This window comes from Hydrotalea sandarakina (assembly GCF_003254115.1).
In the GTDB taxonomy this organism is placed as follows: domain Bacteria; phylum Bacteroidota; class Bacteroidia; order Chitinophagales; family Chitinophagaceae; genus Hydrotalea; species Hydrotalea sandarakina.
The window spans coordinates 159451-183104 of record NZ_QKZV01000005.1; the positions used below are offsets into that span (position 1 = coordinate 159451).

A 23654-nucleotide genomic window follows, 5' to 3' on the forward strand; every position below is an offset into this window, starting at 1 on the left:
CGCATAAAGCATATTTGTTTTATTTTTAAAGCATGTTGACGATTGTAAAAGATTATTGGACAAATTTTGTTCATTTATTTTTTCCGCACACTTGCATGGGATGCAATGCTGATATTATGCCGGAACAATTTTTATGTACCGAATGCTTAATGCAATTACCCCGTACCGGTTTTTTTGAAGCAGCCGACAATCCCGTTGAACAAAGCTTTTATGGCAGAGTTGCTATTGATGCAGCAGCGGCTGCATTTTATTTTACCAAACAATCACTTGTACAACAATTATTGTTTCAATTAAAATATAAAGGTCGGCAAGATGTTGGTATTTGGTTGGGGCAACAAATAGGCCATCAACTTAATATTTCCAAACGCTTTCAACCTATTGATGCCATTATTCCATTACCCTTGCATCCTAAAAAAGAAAAATTACGAGGTTACAATCAATCAACTTGCATTGCCAAAGGTATAGCGGAAGTTTTACAAAAACCGGTTTATACGAATGTCATTGTTCGTAATAAGTATACACATACACAAACGCAAAAAAACAGGGTTCAACGTTGGGAAAACATGAATGACGCTTTTACTATTATTGAACCTGAAATATTAAAACAACAGAATATTTTGTTGGTGGATGATGTAATTACAACCGGTGCAACATTAGAGGCTTGTAGTAATGCTCTTTTATCGGTTCCGGTAGCGTCCGTGCAAATTGCTACAGTAGCCTATACACTTTTATAGGTTTTATTAAAAAATTAAACATTCAACCCCAACAATTGTTAGTAATTTCCGTTATTGTTTTTTGCATTATCTAAAACCAAAAACTTTTAACCATGAAGTATTTGTTCACCATTGCAGCTATAGTTGCTTTAACCTCATTTACAACAATGAAAAGTAACACCATTTATCAATTCAAAGTTCCTTCTATTAACGTTGGCACCATTGATTTTGCCAAATATGAAGGCAAAAAAATTTTAATAGTGAATACCGCATCTAAGTGTGGATTTACTCCACAGTATGAAGCTTTGGAAAAACTCTATGAAAAATATAAAGACAAACTGGTTGTAGTTGGATTTCCCTGCAATCAGTTCGGTAATCAAGAGCCCGGAAGCAGTGATGAAATTGTTCAATTCTGCAAAAAAAATTACGGTGTTACCTTTCCTTTAGCTGAAAAAGTTGATGTAAAAGGTCCTAACATTTCACCCGTATATAAATGGTTATGCAATAAATCAGAAAACGGGGTATTAGATGCCACCATTACCTGGAACTTCAACAAATTTTTAATTGATGAGCATGGGAAATTATTAGCTTATTTCCCAAGTACTGTTACACCCGATAGTCCTGAAATTTTAAAATATCTAAATTAACGCCACTCGGAAATATTTTGCAAAGGAAGATGTTGTTTAAGCATCTTCCTTTTATTTTGTACCCATCATGGAACTGAAAGATGTAATTGGACAATCAGATTTAAAGCAACAACTCATAACCATGGTGCAGCAAAATAGGCTGGGCCATGCATTATTAATGGTAGGAAAAGAAGGAACAGGTGCACTGCCTTTAGCCATTGCATTTGCACAATGGGTAGTGAGTCAACCTGCACAAAACGCACAAAGCAATGCGATGGATTTATTTGGCGAACCTGCCCCTTTAAGCAACACCAATAAATGGATTAGTCCGGATGATATTACAACATTGCCGGCCTTTCATAGAGCTATTCAATTCATGCATCCCGATTTACATTTTTCCTACCCGGTAATACCCAAAAAAAGTGGCGACAAACCTATTAGCACCGATTATTTTGCTGAGTGGAAAGAGTTTGTAAAATTATATCCTTATGGAAATGTGTATGATTGGTTACAATTTATTGGTGCAGAAAATAAGCAAGGCAATATAACTGCTGAAGAGTGTAACGATATTATGCGCAAACTAAATTTAAAAAGTTTTGAAAGCGCATACAAGGTTTTGGTGTTGTGGATGCCAGAATACTTAGGCAAAGAAGGCAATAAATTATTAAAATTAATAGAAGAACCACCCGCCAACACATTGTTTATTTTAGTAGCCGAACAAGAAGATGGCGTATTGCCTACCATTGTTAGCCGTTGTCAGGTAATTCGGGTACCCATGATAGACAAGCATGACATAGAAAATGCATTGGTACAAAAAGCCGGCTTAGCTCAAACAACCGCAGCACAAATTGCGGCAGTTTGCGAAGGCAATTATCGTGAGGCTTTACAAATGATACAAGATACTGCCGCAGATTGGCAAAGTTTGCTTAGAGAATGGTTGAATGCCACCTTAAAAGCCGGCCCAAGTATGCAATTAAAGTTTGTGGAAGAAATTGCCAAGGCGGGGCGAGAAAAACAAAAACAGTTTTTACGATATTTCATACACTTATTGGAAGAAAGCTTACACATAAGGTTATTGGGAACAGAAGCCATGCATTACTTACCTGCTGAAGCAGATTTTGCACAAAGGCTTAATAAAATTGCTTCCGTTAGTCAACAGCAGGCCATTGTAAATGAATTAGATAATGCCATTTACTATATTGAAAGAAATGCCAATGCCAAAATGTTGTTTATGGCCTTAACCATAAAGCTTCAATTTATTATTCAAAACAAGGTAACCCTACATGTTTAAACACTATTGCCAATAAATTTCCTATTTTTGAATTTGTAGAACTGAAAATTGTGGGGTTGTACCTTTTTTCCTGTGTGGATAGGTGTGAAGGGTAAATAGCATTTGTACCTGATGTATTTGATGTACTTATATAATTTTATCAGGCCTTACCAATGTATAGGAACGCCATAGCTCACTATTGTTCTGAACGTTGAAGTGAGTGACACAACAGGCGTTGAACAGGGAACTGCTGTTGGTAACATACCCCTCCTACGCTCAGTTTTCTACGGTATTTTATTTAGTTGAACTTTTAAATGAAAACGACATAATGGGATGTGGATCATGTGGCACCAAAAAACCAGGCGGTTGCAAAAGTAATGGCGGTTGCAGTACCGGCGGTTGCAATCGGTTAAATGTGTATGACTGGCTTCAAAACCTGCCATTAACTTTTAGCGATGCCGATTGTAAAATAATTGAAGTAAGCTTTAAACAAGGCAGCAGAAAAGAGTTTTTTAGAAATACTTCCCTACAGCAATTTGAAAAGGGGGAATACGTAACTGTTGAAGGGGTTGCCGGTTTTGATGTGGGTGAAGTTAGCCTTACAGGCGAATTGGTGCGCTTGCAATTAAAAAAGAAGGGGGTTGATGAAATGAACCCCGATATAAAAAAAGTTCTTCGCCGCAGCACAGAACGCGATTTAGAAAGCTATCATTATCAAAAAGATCGCGAACCTGCAGTACAAGCTCGCAGCCGCGAATTGGCCAGGCAATTGAATTTACAAATGAAGTTGAGTGAAGTAGAAATACAAGCCGATGGCAAAAAAGCTACTTTTTTTTATACTGCGGAAGATAGGGTTGATTTTAGAGAACTAATTAAATTATATGCCGCTGAGTTTAAACTAAAAGTTGAAATGCGGCAAATAGGCATTCGCCAAGAAGCTGCAAAAGTGGGCGGCATTGGCAGTTGCGGCCGCGAACTTTGTTGCAGTACCTGGTTGCAAGATTTTAAAAGTGTTAATACAACTGCTGCTCGTTACCAAAACTTATCTATTAATCAAACCAAATTAAGCGGTCAGTGTGGTCGTTTAAAATGCTGTTTGAATTATGAATTGGATACGTATTTGGATGCATTACAACATTTTCCGGAAAATGTTGACACGTTGCAAACTACTAAAGGCAATGCCGTTTTAATTAAAAAAGATATTTTTAAAAATTTGATGTGGTATATGATGGAAGGGGGAAGTAAATACTATCCACTTACCATTGAGCGGGTAAAAGAAATAAAGCGAATGAATGCGCAAAATATTTTACCTGATGATTTGGAACCGGTTGATGTAGTAAGCGGAAAACCGAAAGCTATAGAACCACAATTTGTAGATGTTGTTGGACAAATTACTTTAAAGAGCTTAGAAAAAACCAATAAGCGTAACAAAGGTGAACAACGTCGCGACAATCGTGATAACCGCGATAACCGCAGCAATGAACAGCGGCAACCCAATAACAACGATAACAGAAATCGCGGCAACAATAATAACAACCGTAGCGATAATAGACAACGTAATAATAACAATAATAAAAACGATAATCGCAACAGACCTCAACAGCAAGGCAAGCCCGTTAATAAACCTAATTTGCCTAAAGGAAAGGATAATGCATAGATTGATTCTTTAAACTAAAAAAAGAGGCAGTTTGAAAAACGTGCCTCTTTTTTATTTTACGAATAGTTGAATACTACAATGCTTCCATTTGTGCATCCACAAATTCCATTAAAGTTTTAATATGCGCCGGCGACAAATTAAATTGTAAACCTGCAGCCGCATATAGTTCAGGTAAAGTTTTGGTGCCGCCTAAACTTAAAGCACGCATATAATTTTGTAAAGCCTGCTCAGGGTTTTGTATGTATTGCATCCATAAACCAATAGCACCCAATTGTGCAATTCCATATTCAATATAATAAAATGGCACTTCAAATAAATGCAATTGTCTTTGCCAGCCAATAGCACGGTAAGCATCTAAACCTGTATAATCAATGGCATCAGTTGAAAACTCTTTTAAAATGCGCATCCAATTATCGGTGCGTTCTTCAACAGTATGGTTTGGATTTTCGTATACCCAATGTTGAAATTTATCAATAATAGCAATCCAAGGGAAAATAGTAATGGTACGTTCTAACTGATGTGCTTTTGCACGTTTCAAATCGGCCTCGTTATCAAAGAACGTATCCCAATGGCTCATTGAAAATAGTTCCATACTCATACTCGCAACCTCTGCAATTTCCATGGGGTATTCTTTAAATGCAGATAAAGGTAAATGGTGTGCTAAAAACGAGTGAATGGCATGTCCACCCTCATGCACCATAGTAGTAACATCACTCATTTGTCCGGCAGCATTCATAAAAATAAAAGGTGCGCCACTTTCAGCTAAAGGACAATTATACCCGCCGGGTGCTTTGCCTTTGCGACTTTCTAAATCGAAGTGGTGTAATTGATCCATTTTTACTAAACAATCCGCAAAAAAGGGATTCATTTTACGAAAGCAAGCTTCTGTTTTTTCCAGTAATTCTTTTCCGGTTTTAAATGGTCGCAGCGGTTGTGTACCTGCCGGTTCTGCTTCTGTATCCCAAGGGCGTAAAGTATCTAAACCCAATTGTTGCCTTTTCTTTTCATAAATTTTATTGACAATGGGTAACACATGTAATTTCACTGCTTCGTGAAACTGAAAACAATCTTCTTTTGTATAGTCAAAGCGACCTAATTCAACAAATTTATAATCGCGGTAATTGGCAAAACCTGCATTGAGTGCCACTTGATGGCGCTTTTGAATCAGTTGACTATATAACTGATGCATGGCATCTTTATCTTGCAACCTTCTTTCCTGAATTTTTCGATAAACAGATTCCCGCACAGAACGATCACTGCTTTCTAAAAACTGTGCAGCCTGTTGCAAAGTATATTCACGGCCATCCACTTCTACCGTCATTTTTCCGGCAATAACCCCATATTGTTGTTGCAATACTCCTAATTCAGCCTGAATGGGAATATTGGCTTCGCGAAACAACTCAATATTTTTCTTAACGGAACGTAAGTAGGTGAAATATTGCTTTTGATCTAATTCATTAACAAAGGGTGAATTAATTAATTTTTTATTCAACGCATCGGCATAAGGCTGAATTTTGGGTTGAATTTCCATTACAAAAAAATTGTAAGCCTCTTCTAATGCAGGATTGGTAGTATCGCAAGTCATTTTAATTTGTCGCCAGCAGGCATCTTCACTTACTACTGCTTCTAATTCACTAACATCGCGAAGCCAATCTTCCAACTCAGCTACATTATTAATGGAACGTTCTTTTAGGTTTACAAAATATGGTTCTAATAACTCCCAGGTAGTAACCGTAAAATCGGCGGGTAAAAAATGGCGGGGTAACTTTTCAATATTTGCATTGGCAACTATCGTTTCCTGCATACATAAATTGTTTAAATGATAAAATTGATGACCCAGTGCTTTATAATCAACAAAGCCTGTTAATAAAAAGGTGCACAAAGGTACCAAAAACATGGGTGATGGCTGCTAAATAAAGTTTAATTTTACCGCTTCAAAATGTTGAAGTGTTGTGAGCGATAAAATACAATTGTTACCCGATAATATTGCCAATCAAATAGCCGCCGGTGAAGTAATTCAAAGGCCCGGAAGTGCCGTAAAAGAATTGTTGGAAAATGCCGTAGATGCCGGTGCAACAAAAATTCAATTGATTGTACAAGATGCCGGCAAAAGTTTAATTCAGGTAATTGATAATGGCAGTGGTATGAGCGAAACTGATGCACGTATGGCATTTGAACGGCATGCCACCAGTAAAATCAGAGCCATTGATGATTTATTTCATATAAAAACAATGGGTTTTAGAGGCGAAGCATTGGCCTCCATTGCCGCTGTAGCGCAAGTTGAAATTAAAACCCGCCAACCCGAAAGTGAATTTGGCACTTATTTGTGCATAGAAAACAGTAAAGTGTTACAGCAAGAACCTTGTGCTTGTAATCCGGGCACCAGCATTAGCATGAAGAATTTGTTTTTTAATGTGCCGGCTCGAAGAAATTTTTTAAAAAGCAATGCTGCAGAAATGCGTCATATTATTGATGAGTTTATTCGAGTAGCAATGGCATTTCCGCAAATATTTTTCAGTTTAACGCATAACGGTCAGGAAGTTTTTCATTTGGAAGCGGGTTCATTAAAACAGCGAATAGTGCAGGTTTTGGGTAATCAATACAACGCCAAATTAGTTGCTGTTAAAGAAGAAACCGACTATCTTAACGTGTATGGCTTTGTGGGAAAACCGGATACAGCCAAAAAAACGCGTGGCGATCAATATTTTTTTGTAAATAATCGCTTTATTAAAAGCGCCTATTTAAACCATGCTGTAAGCGCTGCATTTGAAAATTTAATTGCGAAAGACAGTTATCCAACTTATGTATTGTATATTGATGTGGACCCCTCACAAGTTGATATTAATGTACACCCTACTAAACAGGAAATTAAGTTTGAAGATGAAAAAATTATTTATGCTTTTGTGCAAGCAGCAGTAAAACATGCATTGGCACAATTTAGTATTGCACCTTCATTGGATTTTTCTTTGAATGCAGATATACAGCAATTGGATGCCGTTAGTAAGCCAATGACACAAGAGCAAAAACAACAAACCCAAGCTTCCAACTTATACAAAACCTTTACCCAAAAGCATCAGGCACATTTTATTGAAAAAGACAAGAACAGTGAATTAAAAAACTGGCGGTCATTTTTTGAAACTACTGAGGCTTTGCCTATTGATATTGGCGGCGCAGATACCTCTTTATGGCAACCGGCACCAGAAAAAAAACACATCTTTAATCCTTTACCCGAAGCAACCTTAGTGCAATTGCATCAAACCTATATTATTGTGCCCACTGATAGTGGTTTTGTATTACTACACCAACAACTGGCACATGAACGCATATTGTACGAAAAATTTCAAACAGCCATGCACCTAAAACCTATACCGGTGCAGCAAAGCATGTTTCCTTCTACTATTGAATTATCAGCAGCCGATGCTACCCTTTTAAGTGAATTGATACCTGAGTTGCTAAAAATTGGTTTTCAATTAGAAGCTTTTGGCAATAATACTTTTGTGATACAAGGAACACCTGCCGATGTAGTACAAGGAAATGAAAAATTAGCCATTGAATTGTTGATTGAACAGTTTAAACATTTTAGCAGCGATGTAAAATTCAGCAAACGTGAAAAATTAATCCGTTGCATGAGTCGCCAACAAGCCATTAAGGCCGGCAAAACTTTATCGCAAAGCGAAATGCAACAACTTATAAGCGACTTGCTGCAGTGTGCAACACCTAACTATACCATTAATGGCAGTCCCACTTTTTTAGAATTTAAAGAAGATTACTTAGACAGAATGTTTGGAAAAAATTAATTACACCATTTTTGGAAAATTAGCAGCAGTGAAAACAATTAACTGCTTCCTTGAAAAATGTGTTATGAAACAAAGGTTTCATGAAAACTTTTTCTAAATGCTTTTTTCTGCATCATCAATAATAATACAACAACTAACAAAGCCCAAGCGGCTGCCAATAACCAAGTGCTACCTGCATGCTCTACCCTATTCTCAGTGGTAATAAAACTTGCAATTGTTTGATAAGCTAAATTAGCCCCCCAATGTATTCCTAATGCGGGCCACAATGAATGTGAAAGCCGGATAGTAATGGCCAAAGCAATTCCTAACAAAAAAAGATAACTCAAAACTGCCCAACCATCATTCAACCGCCAAATATGATTCAGCACAAAAACAATTGCCGAAAGCAATACCCAATGCCAAGACTTTAAAAATGAAAAATGAACATACCAATAACCACGAGTTAATATATCTTCTGCTAAAGAAGGAATAAAAGTAATGAGCATGATTTGAGGCAGTTGCATCATCCATTGTTGCCATACCTGCATTTTCGTTATTGTTTCAAATTGAAACAGTATGGATGCCAACCACGATAAACTAAAAAATAAAATACCAATGCATAACCCTATTACCAAAAACAACCAACGATGTTTTATTTTACCCAATCCATACCCTTCCCATCCCTTCCATCCTTGCATACGAGCAATAATATATGCACCTACTAATACCAGTGTTTTAAAAACAGCTGAAATCCAAAAGGAATTAAAAAATTCAGGAAAATGGTATAAAAAAAACAGCACAACAAACCCTGCAGCAAATGAAAAAAATGATTTAAGCGTCATGCAATTTTTTTGAAAAATAATGTTTGAAATATTTGGCTGGCATTCATCCTTTTCAAATTTTCTACAATGAAAAAAATGAATGAAAATGCATTAATTAGATTGAATGTACGCAGTTAAATATTTTTCAACTACATTTCTAACTGCAGCGGCACTGCTAACATGGTTGTTCACCAAAACTGAAAATATAATAGGCTTTCCACTTGCTGTAGTTACAAAGCCGCTAATTGAAACATGATTACTTAATGTTCCTGTTTTAGCTAATAAGTTACCTGCAAAATTTTTATAATGACCACTAAGTGTTCCCGCATTAGCCGTTGGCAAAATAGCAGCAATACGGGCCATACCAAAGTTGGTTTTCATTTGTTGCAAAACGGCCACCAAATCGGCAGGGGTAATTAAATTATAACGGCTTAAGCCACTGCCATCAACCCATTTGGGTTTTTGAGGCAAAGCAGCAAAATCTGATTCTAATAATTTCGCAATAATTTTTTTATCATTCATTTCACCTAATAACTCATTGCTTACCATTAATAGGCTTTGTTCAGCAAAGAAATTATCACTGCGATGCATCATAATTTTCAGCATGCTGTCGGTAGCCTGCGATTTTACTGTTTGCACATCCGGCAAACGATTCAATTTGAAATTAGCTTCACTAACAGATACATGTAAAGTATCAGACAATAGTTGCGACAATAAGTTTTTTTGTTGGGTAAAAAACGGCACTTGCAAATCCCTTATTTCTTTATAAGCTGGAAGCATTTCAAAGCTGTTATCGCCAATGCCACGTTTAATGGTATAAAAACGAGAATTGATACGGTAAGGATTTGAAATATTATTTTGAAAATAAGCCGGCATTACTTTTTTATACGCAAATGTGGCAACGTTACCGTAAATAGGCATACAGGAACGTTCAGCCATATAATCTTCCGTATAATCGTCCCATGCCCAACCGGCGCCTAAGGCTGCATCCTTCCAATTTTGTGTAGTTATAACAATCTTTTTTTGTTGTTTTAAAAAATTGAATGCTGGCTGTACAGGGAAATCTGATAACAAAAAAGTAGGATCACCATTAGGTTCCAGCTCAATAGAATCATTCCCTTTGTTTACATATCGAAATGCGGTTAAACTATCACCCAAATAACGCATGGCGGCATAGCAGGTTAATAACTTCATATTACTTGCCGGAATAAAGTATTTATCAGCCTGGTATTGCACTAAATTATTGCCGTTTGATGCATCAGCTATGCAAATACCCACTTGAGCTCCTTTTAATGCAGCATTGTTTAACAAAGAATCAATGGTAAAAACCGGATTGACTACATTATTGACTACATTGGTTGAATTGCTAATTAAAGGACTAACCGGTTTTGCTTGAATTTTTTTATGTGTTACACATGCAAAAAAAGTAATGGCAGCAAAACTGAGTGTAATTAATGTTTTAATTTTTTGCATAGCATACAAAATTTGGTATTGAATAGTGTTATATTCTTTCAGCATAACGCAACCAACGTTCCGGTATTTCATCGGTGCATGCTAATATATAATCAGTTTTACTGCAAGGAATAAATTTACCATCGTAAGCTTGCATCCACCAACGACCTGTTTTTTTGCTTTGCAAGAAGACTGTATCAAATTCAGCGAAAGCTAAGTGATATTGTTTAAAATTTTCAGATTCATTGAAATCAGATTCATGCCTGCTTTTCAATATACCATCTAACAAATACCACAACATGTGTGCAATTTGTTTGGCGGTTAAATTGTGAATATCGTTAGCTACATTATATCCAAAAACACCAACTACTTTAACGGAATTACTCATGCCTGCAAATTGCATCAGGCTGCAAGCCTCTTCGCCGGTAAAGCCATTTGGGGTAAGCCAATTGGCCGGGGCATGTGCATATTGAATGGCAGAAATATCGAATGTAAATAATGCTGCGGTTCTTATAATGGGTTCCATTTCATTCAAATCTTCTTTGCTCTTGCCTACCCGCACACAATCAAATCTTAGCTTGTCAATGGTTTGAAGCATGTTAGGATGTGTTAAATAGCTTTGAAAACCAATATGGCTGTAATGCTTTAAATAATTAGGCTCTTCTGTAAGCATTTGAATGAGGAAATGATCGGCCGGCGCAGGCGAATCCATATTTAAATCAATTACCGCATCAACAGAAACTGCTTCAATAATGGTTTCAGTTTCGGCATAAGCTTGATATAAGCCAAGGGTTTGGTCGTGTGAGCCCCCTATTACAACAACTTTTTTGCCTGCAGCAATCATTTCCTTCACAACAGTTTTTAAAGCTGCATAGGAATCGGCCAATGTTGCACCAATTTTAACGTTACCTAAATCGGCCAGTTTAACCTCTTTATGCCAATAAAATAAAGGATAAAAAGCTTCTCTGATGGCATCTGCACTTGAATGATTACTATGAATACCGGCGCCACGCATATCATTACAACCAATGATAACTAAATCTGCATTTTCAATTTCCGGCAAAGCCCCATCAGCAACATACATATCTATTTGGCCGCCAATGTGGGTTTCAGCAAATGATTGTTCGTTGGCAATGGTATGTATGGGTACAGGTTCTAAAAATTCTAATAAACTTTCCAAATTCATGGCCTATATTTTTAACAAACATACATTATTGTGCGTTATGTTTTAACCCCATATTAACCCACAGGTTGCAAAAACCCAGGGCTAAGGTTTTATATTTGTTTGGCACTTATGCGTTATGTATTTAAATATAGTTTGCCTATTGTATTAATTTTACTCTTACCGATTTCATTGCTGGCTCAAAGTACTTTTGAAATTAATACACCCTATAATACCATTGGCCTGCAAGAAACGCTACAGGTAAGTTATACTTATAAAGGCGAAGCAAGTATGAACAATTGGGTAGCACCGGTTTTCAACAATTGGCGTATTATCTCAGGTCCTTTTTTTCAAATACAACATGTTTCCATAAATGGCAATCAAAAAACAGAAACTACTATTAGCTATGAATTACAACCTTTAAAAACCGGGAATATTGAAATTCCGGCCGGGGAGCTACACCTTTCGTCAACCAACATCCGTTGCAAGCCCATAACTATTTTAGTACAAAAAAATGTTCCCGCCGGAAGGCGACAACAATCGGGCTTACAAATGCCCGGTGGCTTTTTTGAAAGCGATGTTACGGATGAGCCAACTGAAACAGAACGTAATGCCATTGTATCACCAGGTGAAGATGTGGCCAAAAAAATGAAGGATAATATTTTTATTCGGGTTGAAACCAGTAAAACAAATTGTGTAGTAGGAGAGCCTGTTTTAGTAACATACACTTTGTACAGCCGTTTGCGTACTTCTTCAAAATTAGTACAACAACCCGTTTTTAATGGATGTACTGTTTATGAAATGACAACGCAAGATTTACGTTCGGAAACAAAATTATTGAATGGCAAAAAATACAGTACTTATATTATTCGAAAAGTACAATTAATACCACTAACTGCCGGCACCATAAATTTAGGAATAGCAAAAGTTGAGAACACCGTAAATTTTTATCGGGTAAATAACAATACCATACAACAAACATTTGAATACAGCAGCATTTGCAGTAGTGAACCTGCTGAAATTAATGTAACAAATCTGCCAACCTATAAAGGAACTGCCAATTTTAGCGGTGCCATTGGAAATTTTACAATTAATGCAAGAGTGGATAAAAAAACTGATACGGCCGGTGATGTTAATAAATTAATTATTGAAGTAACCGGATCGGGTAATTTTTCATCTGTTACTTTACCGCAAGTACAGTGGCCTAAAGGCGTTGAGCACTTTAATAGCTCAGAAGAAACCGACGTAAACAAACTAATATATCCTGCTGCAGGCACTAAAACTTTCACTATCCCTTTTACTTGTAAACAACAAGGCACTACCGTTATACCTGCCATTCATTATAATTTTTACAATACAGAAACAGGCAGTTACACAACTATTGAAACTACCCCTATTGAAATAAAAGTGAATCCGCCTTTAAAAAACTTTATTAATCCGGACCTATATTCAGAAGGAAACACCAACAGCCGATATATTTGGATTATACCCGGCATTGGACTGATATTAGCCATAGGCTGGTGGATTTTTTACAAAAAAGAAAAAAATACTAAACCAAATGTAATCAGTAACAATAATGTGATTAATATTAAAACCGATATTCAACAAGCGAATGCAGTTACGCCTAACAACTTAATAGAGCCTGCCAAACCCGAAAGTATTTACGAATTGCTAACTATTCCGGATGATATTGCCTTTTTTAAGGCAGTAATTAGTATGCTGGAAAAGGAAATAAGTATTGAAAAAGACAACGGCAGAAAAGAAGCGCTGCAAGAATTATGTGCAGCATGCAATAGTGCTTTATATGCTCCTCAAAGCAATGCCAATAGGTACGATGTAGCCGAACAGCTAAAAATTTTATTTATTCATCCGGCGTAAACTTATACCCGGCTCCACGAACCGAATGAAAGTATTTTGGATTTTTACTATCGGCTTCAAAATATTTGCGAAAATTAAGAATGAAATTGTCAATAGTGCGGGTTGTAGGATACACATTATAGCCCCAAACTACCTGCAATATTTTTTCTCGTGATACCACTTCTCCTTTATTTTCAATTAACAGCTTTAGTAACATTGCTTCTTTCTTACTTAAATCAACTTTGTTACCATTTACTGTAATAGCTTCCTGTGCTTTAAAGTCAATTTTGTTTGGGCCAAACTCATACACATCTGCAACTGATTCTTTTACTTGTAATTTTTTGCTTTTTTCAATAAGCTTTTCAATACGCAACAGTAATTCTTCTAAATTAAAAGGTTTGGTTAGGTAATCATCTGCCCCTTTTTTTAAACCCAATACACGATCAGCGCCGGTATTTTTAGCACTTAACATTAAAATTGGTACATCATTGTTATTTACCCTAACAGTTTCAGCAACGCTTATGCCATCAACTTCGGGCATCATTACATCCAGAATAATTAAATCGAAGTATTCGTTAGCAATAGCTTTTAAAGCATCGCTGCCATTGTAAGCTGAGGTTACGGTATAGCCTTCTATTTCCAAATTTAATTTTAAAGCTTCATGTAAATTTTCTTCATCATCTACCAATAATATGCTTGCTTTTGTGGGCATTGAAAAAAAATTAATTGAATGATTACATTTTATGCAATAGCAAAAATTACTTTAAAAATACTACCATTGGGTAAATTATCCAACACCTGAATAGTAGCATGGTGTTGTTGTGCAATTTTCTTACATAGATATAAACCTAACCCGGTACCCTTTGTGCTGCGCACATTTTCATCGCCGGTTCTGTAAAATTTTCGAAATATTTTTTTCTTTTCTTCTGCCGAAATACCCATTCCTTCATCTATTACAGCTACTACGGCATGTTGATTTTGTTGTTTTAGTTGTACGGTTACCGATGCCTGCTTTGGTGAATATTTTAAAGCATTTTCAATTAGATTATTCATAAGCATTTGTAATAACAAAGGCTCGCCCATTATGTTTACACCTTGGGTTATATCTGCTACAATTGTTCTTCCAGCAAATCGTGCTGTGGCATCTTTAACCGCATTTTGTACCAAATCAGAAAAATTTACTTTTTGCGGACTTGCATGATAATGGCCACTTTCTAATTGTGAGGTAAATAAAATATTATTACATAAAGTATTTAGCCTATTGGTTTCTTGCAGGGTATTATTGACTAACTTTTCTTGTATAGTGGGGTCTAATTTTCTTTTTTGCAATGTTTCTAAATTCAATTGGGCAACAGCTATGGGCGTTTTTAGTTCGTGTGTAACTGCCATCATAAAATTTTGCTGTTGTTGTGCCAATTTAATTTGTCGGCGCGTTGCCCTATAAACATAAGCGGCACCAATTAAAATAATGGCCAAGAATGTTAATCCTTCACCAATGTATTGTGCTGTTTTTCGTTGCTTTTCGCGAAGAATATCGGCAGTCTTATTTAAGTAAGCTTGTTCGATAGTATTTACTGCTTGCAGTTTAAGTGTTGCCATTGCATCGTTTTGATGGTTTAATGCTATGAACCACCACAACAAAGCCGATAGAATGTACAATAATAATACCCAGTATACAATACTTACTATAATTAGTCTGTGTTTGAAGGTAAGCTTCATGGTGCAATTTTTACAATTCGAATGCCTGCATTAAGCACGTGTTGTAAAGGGTCTTCACGCATTATTTGTTGTAAGGTAAAAGAGTATTCTCCTTTTTTTAGCTTAGCCGGCACAGCATTAAATGGCAATCGGTGGTCTACAATATCATCCATGGCAGTACCTAACCATCCTGCACTATTGGCTAACGTAAATTCACGATTAAAACTATAAGTGGAATCGGGATCGTGAACCGTAATGTGTAACCAAACATTTTTGTAACGATATGCATCTTCATGCCTAAACACTACATACAAATTATACAATGCATTGGTGTCAGTAATATTGAAATGAAAGGAAGGAGTATCAGTGCTGCTCCACACATGATTAGGAAATGGTACTGATTTTTCAAACACATTTAAGGAAGTGCATGCCCAAAATACCATTAAACCAATAAAAAGAAAAATGTAACGATGCTTCATGGGTTTGTAGAATATTTTTTATGGAAGGAACTATTCATTTGAATTCATACAAAAACAATTACAACACATTTAATACTTGTTCCTTTGCCTTTTCCAATTCGTCTTTCATTAACACTACACATTTTTGAATTGCCGCATCATTGGCTTTTGAACCGGTTGTATTAATTTCTCTTCCAAATTCTTGCAATAAGAAGGAAAGTTTCTTACCCTTACTACTTTCGTCCTTACTTTCAATAATGCTTCTAAAATAGTGGCAATGATTTTGCAGGCGAACCTGCTCTTCACTAATATCAATTTTTTCAATATAATAAATCAATTCTTGCTCCAACCTATTGGCATCATAATTATCCTTACCCACGGCTTCTTCCAATAATTTTACAATATTGTCTTTTATTTTTTTTCTACGATGCGGTTCCAACTCGGCAATAATATGTTGCTGTGCTTCAATATTATTAAGTCGCAGCAACAAGTCTTTTTCAATAGATTGCCCCTCTTGCAAACGATGTTTTTTTAATTGTTGAATGGCTGCTTCCAAAATTTTTTTGAAATGCTGCCACTCTGCTTCGGTCATTACTTCTGTTGTATTCACTACTACTTCAGGTAAACGTAAAACTGCAGCCAACAAGTGATCGGCTTCTGCATTCAATTCGTGAGCAATTTGCACTACTGATGTGTAATAAGCTTTCAGCAGGTCTGTATTAATGGTTACAGGTTTAGCCCCACCATTCTGTTTTAAATTAATGATGCATTCAATACTTCCGCGCTCAAGTGATTCACTTAATAAACTCCTAATATCAAACTCAAAAGGTTTAAGCATGGCAGGCATTTGTAAACGCAAATCAAACTGCTTACCGTTTAAAGAGCGCAATTCTACAATAAAAGTTTTATCGCCAATTGTTTGTTCTACTCTTCCATAACCGGTCATTGAATACAGCATAGTATTTATTTAATATTTGCAATGTAAGCAATGTTTAATTGTTGTGTATGCAAGTAGACTAAAATGTTTTGCAATTAGCATGATTTTGTATTTGTTTTGGGACATAAAAAAGCCGGGTTTTAAATAACCCGGCCTTAATATTGAATTGAACAAGTGGTAACTATTGTATAGTGTAGGTATAATATCCTGCACCGGTAAGGTATAAAATTATTTTATGAGTACCTGCGGTAAGGTTAATATTATCACCTCCCGGATCAAGGCTTCCATCTGCACCTGTATCACCGTAATTTAAACTCCAATCGTTATTGGCACGGAATTTAAATTGATCACCGTTTGCAGCAGTAATGGTAGCACTCCAGGTATTACTACCGGCATCGTAAGTAAGCGGAACATCATTACTCCATCCGCTTCCTGCAAAGCTTCCTATTACACTCCAAGTAGTTGCAGTAGCTGACCAGGTATTGTTATTGGTGTTGGCAACAATATGATAATAACCGGGGCCAGGAACAGATAAATTACCACCACTGGGGCTAAGTGTACCGCCACCACCATCGCCTAAAGCATTACTCCAATCGGGTGTAGTGGTTAATTTAAATTGATAGGTGCCGCCGGCAGGAATATTAATATAACCATCATAATTGCCATCATTTTTAGGTGAACCTAAATTAGGTGCAGAAGCAGGTGACCAACCTTGATAATCACCGGGCACCCACAATAGGCCATATTGCTGAACCAATGATACAGAGAAAGTACCATGCTGAAAATCTACAGTAATGGTATAGATACCTGTATTAGCAGGTCCCGGAATATTGTCGCTTAAGTTCAAACCAAAGCTGCCTCCGGCACTTAAGCCCGGAACGGTTTTATCGGCTACCGAATATTTGTTACTCCAATCTCCATTAACCGGCAATAGTAAATATTCCTGTCCGCCATTTAAATAAAAGTTGCCCTGATAAGTTACAGAATCTAACATTTTAAATTGTTGAGCCGGCACAGGTACGGGATTTCCCCATGCACCGGCAGTAGCACTACCTACTAAGAATAAAGCTTTTGATGCAGGAGGTGTTACTTTAGGTGGAACAACATAAGTAGTAAAATTAATGGTTACAACATTCGATTTTAATTGCTCATTATTATTGGCATATGATGAGGTTATACGAATATCAACCGGATATTTGGTATTATAAGCAAAGCCAAGACTTAGTAAAAGATTATTCAAATCTTTAGCAGTAAATGAATAAGTGCGACTAACATTTACAACACGTGTAACTTCTTTGGCAAAATTTCGACCTGAAGAATCTATCTCTATAATATATTTAACATTAGAGCTATCAACCGAATAATTTGGATTTGTCCAATTTAACGTGAGCACTATTTTATTGGAATCGGCAACAGCCGGAGCAATATTAGTTGCTGACACGCTTAAAGTTACCGGCGTACCGGGAGCATACACTTTTAACGCCCCTACCTTATCGCAAGCAGTAAACACTACTGCCAGCAATATGGCCAGAAAACCGAGTTTAAAAATTGATTTCATATTTTAATTTTTTCGTATTAATAATTTACTTTAGAAAAAATATTTATTGTTTCACTACCGTATATTTTCCTTTTTGGAAATCAACAGTAATGGTGTAAGTACCTGGCTGTGAAGGTCCTGGGAAGTTATCACTCAGGTCATACCCAAATCCGCCACCTGTTTCAGTAGGATTTAAAGATGAATTAGTTGCGTATTTATGTGACCAACTACCATTAACCGGTATAAACAAGAATTGGTTATTGGGACTTGTATTATCGCCACCACTCATTTGAACAGTAATAGTGTATAAAGTAGGCGTTACTTGTGTAAACTGTAAACCGGGTGTTGGAACAGGATTACCCCATGAATTTAATTTGGGGTCGCCACCTATTAAATAAAGTTGGCCCGAAGTAGGCGGTTGCACTTTAGGAGGTATAGCATAAGGTGTAGCCGTAAACTTCAATACATTAGAAACCAAATTAGTGGCTTTTACTGAATTAATAGAAGAAGTAACTCTTATTTCAAGATTGTGTTGTACACCTGCAGCCAACCCTAACTGGTTTAATAAATAATCATTAAACTGACTTTGAGTGAAAGTAATACTTAAATCGGGACTAACGGATACGGTCTGACGATTAGGGTTTGTAAAGTTTGAACCGGTTGTATCTATTTCAATCAAGTAGGTAACATTTTGCGAACTAATGCCCGAAGTGAACATATAGTTAGGATTTGTCCAGTTAAGCGTAAGTGCCGTATTATTAGCAGTTGTATAGCTTAATGGAATATTACCTGTTACCGATGCGGTTAAAACAGGTGCTGTGCCACCCTGAAAGGTATCAATGGCATCATCTTTTTTACAAGATGCAAACAAGGCCACTGCTATACCGAATAGTAAGAGTTTGGCAAATATTGTTTTCATTTTTTTATGTTTTAAAAAGTTTGTAACTATTATTGTACCTTTTATTTTCAAGCTTAATTTCTGTGTTTTTTACAATCAACTAACATTTTGTTGAATGTTAAACAACTAAAAATTAATAACCGGGATTTTGCACTAAGTTGGTATTAGATGAAACATCGGAAGAAGGCAATGGATACAGGTTTCTGAAGCTGCCTACAGAAGTTCCTGTTGGTACTCCTCCTTTCCATGGCCATAAATAATTCGATGTAGTGAAATAGCCATAACGTATTAAATCTGTTCTTCTAAAACCTTCCCAATACAGTTCGCGTCCACGTTCAGCTAAAATAAAGTCGAGTGTTAAATCAGGTGCACCAATATTTCCGGCAGTGCTTCCACCATAAGCCCGTGTACGTAATTGATTAATGTAAGTTAATGCCTGTGATACGCTACCACCGGTTCCGCCGCGCAACACAGCTTCTGCATAAATTAAATACATTTCCGGCAGGCGGAATAAGGGAATATCTACATCAGCAAATGTGGGGTTTGAGCCATTGTTGCCTGATGTTAATACATTAGGAATAGTTGGACGAGTTTTATTAATGAACTTTTGAATAGCATAACCATCAGTGAATGTGGTTAATGAATTAATGTCTAAATTCTGTCCATTGGTATAAAACTCGGCACGTTGGTCGGTATTACCACTGGGATCGGGAAACAGGTTTACAAAAGCTTTAGTGGTACGCATACCGGCCCAACCTGCGTCTAATCCATAATCACCGGCATTCATACTACCGCCTACAGAACCATGACATAAGAAAGTGGAACCACCATAGTTTTGTGTTTTTAATCCATCATAATTAATGGTAAAAATAAATTCGCTGGTATTTAAATTATTATCGGCACGCATTAACCAACGGTAATCAGAAACTAAGCTATAACCGGCATTAATTACTTTAGTGGCATAAGTAATTGCGTCGGTATAACGAGCAGTTCCTGTATAAACCTGAGCATTCAAATAAATACGAGCTAATAATGCTTCTGCGGTTGCTTTATTCACTCGACCGTAATTGTTGGTTGCCGGCAACAATGAATCACAAGCTTTTAATTCAGACTCTACATAATTAAATAAATCGGCACGTTGAATTTGCTTAGGTAAAAATGAACCAATCGGATCATTTTCTGTAGCGAAAGGAGGATTACCAAACAAATCCATTAATACACTATACTGATAAGCCCTCAAGAATCGTGCTTCTGTTCTAAAGTTTCGAATGTTACTTGCGTCATTGCCTGTAATACCTCTGGCAGCCAAATTAGCATCGGAGGCCTGATTAATGAAGTTATTACATAAAGTAATTTGATAAAATGAACGATAATACAATCCTTGCAACATGGGGTTGTTCGAAGTCCAGTTCATTAAATGGAAGTCTTGTACACCCGGATCGCCCCAAGCTACAACCGCTTCATCCGTGCTCAACTCTTGTGCATTCCAATACAAGCGAAAGAAATCGGAAGTACCTTCATCAATGCCTTGAATATCGCCACTGCCGGCAGGGCCTTGATTTCCGGTTAAAGCAAAACTGCCATATACTTTAGCAGCCGCTTCAAGGTATCCTTGTGTGGTACTAAATACCTGATTGGCAGTAATACCATTGGTAGGAGTAAGGTCCAGCTTTTTGGTACAGGAGGTAATGATTCCTGCTGCCATTAAACCTACCATTGTTATTTTCAATAAATTCGTTTTCATATTAAACAATATTTATAAATATTTTGAATGGAATTAAAAGTCTAGATTCAGGTTTAACACAAAGGTTCTTGGTCTTATGTAGAAGTTATTGTCTATACCACCTGCAATTTCAGGGTCAGTGCCTTTGTAATCAGTTATCACAAAAACATTCTGCACACTTGCGCCTAAACGTAATCCCACCTTCTTGTTAATTACTTTTCCAAAATTGTATCCTACAAAAATGTTATCCATTCTTAAGAAAGATGCATTTTGTACATAGTAATCGGATAAGTAATAGTTAGTACCGGTTCCTGTAAAATTGGTATTTAATACATCAACTGAACCATTGCTTAAATAACCTAACGGATTTAAAATGTTTTTCATAGTACCTGTGCTAGAGGCAACGTTGTTATACAAGTAGTTGCCAATGTTAGCACGCAGTGAAAAACCGCCATTCCATTTTTTATAATTCAGGTTGGAATTAAAGCCAAGGAACACTCTGGGATCGGCATATTTATAACGATACAAATCGCTTGCAGTAATAATGCCATCACGGTTTAAATCGGCAAACAAATTTTCAATGGGTTTACCATTTTTATCATAAATCTGTTTATATACATAAAAGGATCCACGTGGATAACCTACCGAGTTAATTAAGATAGTATTACCGGTTCCACCTGAAATACCTCCAAACAAGTTACCCGGATAGTTGGGATCATTAGAAATGGTAAGTTTTGTGATTTTATTTTGGTTGTAAGTAATATTAAAACCAACGTTCCATTCCAAATCCTTGGTACGAATAGGTGTTCCATTAATAGTAAATTCAACACCTTGGTTTTGCATATCACCCACATTTGCCACAATTTGGTTGGAGAAATTGGTACCGGCAGGTTGGTTAATTAAATTCAGCAAGTTGGTAGTTTTTCTAAAATAATATTCAATGCTACCGGTAATGCGATTATTAAAGAAACCATAGTCTATTGCCACGTTTGTTGTAGCAGTTTGTTCCCATTTTCTATTGGCATAATAACCACCCGGACGGAACATTTGGTAATAAGTATTACCAAATTGATATTCGGCAGTAGCATTACTTAAACTGTAATATGATATATAATCATAATTACCTATACCATCTTGCTGTCCGGTAATACCATAACTGGCTCTTAATTTAAGATCGGATAAAGCCCTTACATTTTTCAGGAAATTTTCTTGATTAATTTTCCATGCCAATGCAACTGATGGGAAATTACCCCAGCGGTTGTTAGGACTGAAGCGAGAAGAACCATCGCGACGGAATGTTGCAGTTAATAAATACTTATCGGCATAAGTATAATTTAAACGTCCAAAGAAAGAAATGATGGTATTCTCAGGCTTATCAAACGGGTATGTGGGATCTGAATTGGGTGCTTTTACACCGTTGGCAGAATAATCAGCATAATAATAATTGGTAGTTAAATAGTCATTGAATTCATAACCGCCCATTACGTCAATACGGCTGCGTATTTTTTTCAAATCTTTAATGTAATTCAAATAAAACTGCAAAAATGTATTTGCATTGGTTTGCTTGTATTGATCATTTACACCACTGTGATAAACACCATTAGCATCTACAAATCTTTTATAGCTGGATGCAGCACTGTCAGGCACATATATTGTACCTTCTCCTTGCGAAATGTCGTAACTCAAGTTTAACTTGGCATGCAAATCGGGCAAGAAGTGTACTTTATAATCGAATTGTGCACTACCTATACTTCTTTGTACAGTGCTTTTATCATCACGCATCATTAATAAACCCATGGGGTTACGAGGCGCCAACCCTTTTAAACCACTTATAGAAGTAGGATCTAACCATTCCCAATAACCACCAAACCGGTTACTGCCGGAATAAACAGGTTGTGTTGGATCGAAATTCACAGCAGCCCCTATAGCGCCCTGGTTAGCAAAGCGGCTTTGACTGTAGGTACCTAAAACACTAAACTGAATATTTAAATGGTTATCAAATAAATGAGGATTAAGGTTGATGCTTAAAGAAGTTCTTTTTAAATTATCGGTTTTTAAAATACCGTCTTGGTTTAAAAAGCCTGCAGAAATTCGATAAGGCATATTCTTTAAAGCCCCTGATACACTTAATTCATTATTCTGTCCTAATGCAGTATGGTAAATTTGTTTCTGCCAATCGGTATTCGCATTTCCCATTAAAGCAATTTGAGCCGGTGTACCATTAGCATTTACATACGCTCTGAACTGTGAAGGACTTAATACCGGTACTTCTTTGGTTGGTGTGTAAACTTGCAGTTGAGAAGTAAAACTAAACTTAGGCTTACCTGATGAACCGGTTTTAGTAGTAATAATAATTACACCATTTGAACCCCTTGCACCATAAATAGCAGTAGCCGATGCATCTTTTAATACCGTAAAACTGGCAATGTCATCGGGATTGATTAATGATAAAGGATTAGCTTGACCGGAAATTTGATTGTTCGACAAGGGTACTCCGTCAATTACAATTAAAGGGTCATTACTGGCGTTTAATGACGCACCACCACGAATACGAATGGTACTTCCTGCACCAGGCGCACCGCTATTTGAGGTAATTTGAACACCGGCTGCTTTACCCATAATTAATTGTTCGGGAGTTGTAATGCTTCCCTTATTAAAATCCTTCGCCGTAAGATTAATAACAGAACCTGTCAAATCTTTTTTCTTGCTGGTTCCATAACCAATTACTACCACTTCATTTAAAGCAGTACTAACAGGTGATAAAGCAATACTCATTTCGCCGGTTTCAATATTTACTTCGCGAGTAGCATAACCAATACTTGAAATGGTAAGCTTTTTGGCATCGGCAGGAACTTTTAAGCGAAACACACCATTGGCATCAGTAGCAGTAGCTATCTGCGTTCCGGCAACAGCAATGGTTACACCTGCTAAAGGACTTCCATCCTTTACATCGGTTACTTTTCCCGTAACCTCCTTGTTTTGTGCTAACGCAGGCACACTAAAGGCAAACATAGCCAACGTTACAGCAACAAGCAGTCGTTTTAAATTCATAGTTGTATGTTTTCTGTT

At 36.7% G+C, this 23654-nt stretch carries 18 protein-coding genes; 6 read left to right on the top strand and 12 right to left on the bottom strand.

Annotation, left to right across the window (positions count from 1 at the left end; genetic code table 11):
• The first annotated feature begins 32 nt into the window (after positions 1-32).
• The 4 genes from LX80_RS09065 to LX80_RS09080 all read left to right on the top strand — a co-directional run bounded on the left by LX80_RS09065 (position 33) and on the right by LX80_RS09080 (position 4266).
• Positions 33-734: a ComF family protein gene (locus tag LX80_RS09065; RefSeq protein ID WP_111295466.1), complete on the top strand. Its 702-nt coding sequence runs from the start codon at positions 33-35 to the stop codon at positions 732-734.
• Positions 735-826: 92 nt separating this feature from the next.
• Positions 827-1360 (top strand): glutathione peroxidase, encoded by a 534-nt coding sequence (locus LX80_RS09070; RefSeq protein WP_111295468.1) that lies wholly within the window; start codon positions 827-829, stop codon positions 1358-1360.
• Positions 1361-1427: 67 nt separating this feature from the next.
• Positions 1428-2630 (top strand): DNA polymerase III subunit, encoded by a 1203-nt coding sequence (locus LX80_RS09075; RefSeq protein ID WP_111295470.1) that lies wholly within the window; start codon positions 1428-1430, stop codon positions 2628-2630.
• 307 nt (positions 2631-2937) lie between these two features.
• Positions 2938-4266: a PSP1 domain-containing protein gene (locus LX80_RS09080; protein ID WP_111295687.1), complete on the top strand. Its 1329-nt coding sequence runs from the start codon at positions 2938-2940 to the stop codon at positions 4264-4266.
• Between the two features lie 73 nt (positions 4267-4339).
• Here LX80_RS09080 and LX80_RS09085 read toward each other — a convergent pair whose 3' ends face one another.
• Positions 4340-6070 (bottom strand): M3 family oligoendopeptidase, encoded by a 1731-nt coding sequence (locus tag LX80_RS09085; protein WP_245898026.1) that lies wholly within the window; start codon positions 6068-6070, stop codon positions 4340-4342.
• A 148-nt stretch (positions 6071-6218) separates the two neighbouring features.
• Between LX80_RS09085 and mutL the strand changes: the two genes are divergently transcribed.
• Positions 6219-8063, top strand: coding sequence for a DNA mismatch repair endonuclease MutL (gene mutL / locus LX80_RS09090; protein WP_111295472.1), 1845 nt, complete (start codon positions 6219-6221; stop codon positions 8061-8063).
• 62 nt (positions 8064-8125) lie between these two features.
• Here mutL and LX80_RS09095 read toward each other — a convergent pair whose 3' ends face one another.
• From LX80_RS09095 to LX80_RS09105, 3 genes are all read right to left on the bottom strand, one after another.
• Entirely contained in the window at positions 8126-8884 is a 759-nt protein-coding gene (locus LX80_RS09095) for a CPBP family intramembrane glutamic endopeptidase (protein ID WP_111295474.1), read from the bottom strand.
• A 90-nt stretch (positions 8885-8974) separates the two neighbouring features.
• Entirely contained in the window at positions 8975-10336 is a 1362-nt protein-coding gene (locus tag LX80_RS09100; RefSeq protein WP_170120424.1) for a D-alanyl-D-alanine carboxypeptidase/D-alanyl-D-alanine-endopeptidase, read from the bottom strand.
• 28 nt (positions 10337-10364) lie between these two features.
• Positions 10365-11501, bottom strand: coding sequence for a formimidoylglutamase (locus LX80_RS09105; RefSeq protein WP_111295478.1), 1137 nt, complete (start codon positions 11499-11501; stop codon positions 10365-10367).
• Between the two features lie 108 nt (positions 11502-11609).
• On the opposite strand from LX80_RS09105, the gene LX80_RS09110 reads away from it, so the two are divergent.
• Entirely contained in the window at positions 11610-13355 is a 1746-nt protein-coding gene (locus tag LX80_RS09110; RefSeq protein WP_111295480.1) for a BatD family protein, read from the top strand.
• Here LX80_RS09110 and LX80_RS09115 read toward each other — a convergent pair.
• The 8 genes from LX80_RS09115 to LX80_RS09150 form a co-directional block, all read right to left on the bottom strand.
• On the bottom strand, positions 13339-14046 hold the full coding sequence (locus LX80_RS09115; RefSeq protein WP_111295482.1) for a response regulator transcription factor: 708 nt from the start codon (positions 14044-14046) through the stop codon (positions 13339-13341). The genes LX80_RS09110 and LX80_RS09115 overlap by 17 nt on opposite strands.
• A 29-nt stretch (positions 14047-14075) precedes the next feature.
• Positions 14076-15053, bottom strand: a complete 978-nt coding sequence (locus tag LX80_RS09120) for a sensor histidine kinase (protein ID WP_111295484.1) — start codon at positions 15051-15053, stop codon at positions 14076-14078.
• Positions 15050-15511 carry a gliding motility lipoprotein GldH gene (locus tag LX80_RS09125; RefSeq protein ID WP_111295486.1) on the bottom strand — a complete coding sequence of 154 codons (462 nt, stop codon included), beginning with the start codon at positions 15509-15511 and terminating at the stop codon, positions 15050-15052. Before LX80_RS09125 ends, LX80_RS09120 begins: the two co-directional genes overlap by 4 nt.
• 58 nt (positions 15512-15569) lie before the next feature.
• Positions 15570-16448, bottom strand: coding sequence for a YicC/YloC family endoribonuclease (locus tag LX80_RS09130; protein WP_111295488.1), 879 nt, complete (start codon positions 16446-16448; stop codon positions 15570-15572).
• 160 nt (positions 16449-16608) lie between these two features.
• Positions 16609-17985: a SusE domain-containing protein gene (locus tag LX80_RS09135; RefSeq protein WP_111295490.1), complete on the bottom strand. Its 1377-nt coding sequence runs from the start codon at positions 17983-17985 to the stop codon at positions 16609-16611.
• 43 nt (positions 17986-18028) lie between these two features.
• Complete coding sequence (locus tag LX80_RS09140) at positions 18029-18883, bottom strand: SusE domain-containing protein (RefSeq protein WP_146250452.1); 855 nt, start codon at positions 18881-18883, stop codon at positions 18029-18031.
• 112 nt (positions 18884-18995) lie between these two features.
• On the bottom strand, positions 18996-20606 hold the full coding sequence (locus tag LX80_RS09145) for a RagB/SusD family nutrient uptake outer membrane protein (RefSeq protein ID WP_111295494.1): 1611 nt from the start codon (positions 20604-20606) through the stop codon (positions 18996-18998).
• 33 nt (positions 20607-20639) lie between these two features.
• On the bottom strand, positions 20640-23636 hold the full coding sequence (locus LX80_RS09150; RefSeq protein WP_245898027.1) for a SusC/RagA family TonB-linked outer membrane protein: 2997 nt from the start codon (positions 23634-23636) through the stop codon (positions 20640-20642).
• Positions 23637-23654 lie beyond the last annotated feature (18 nt).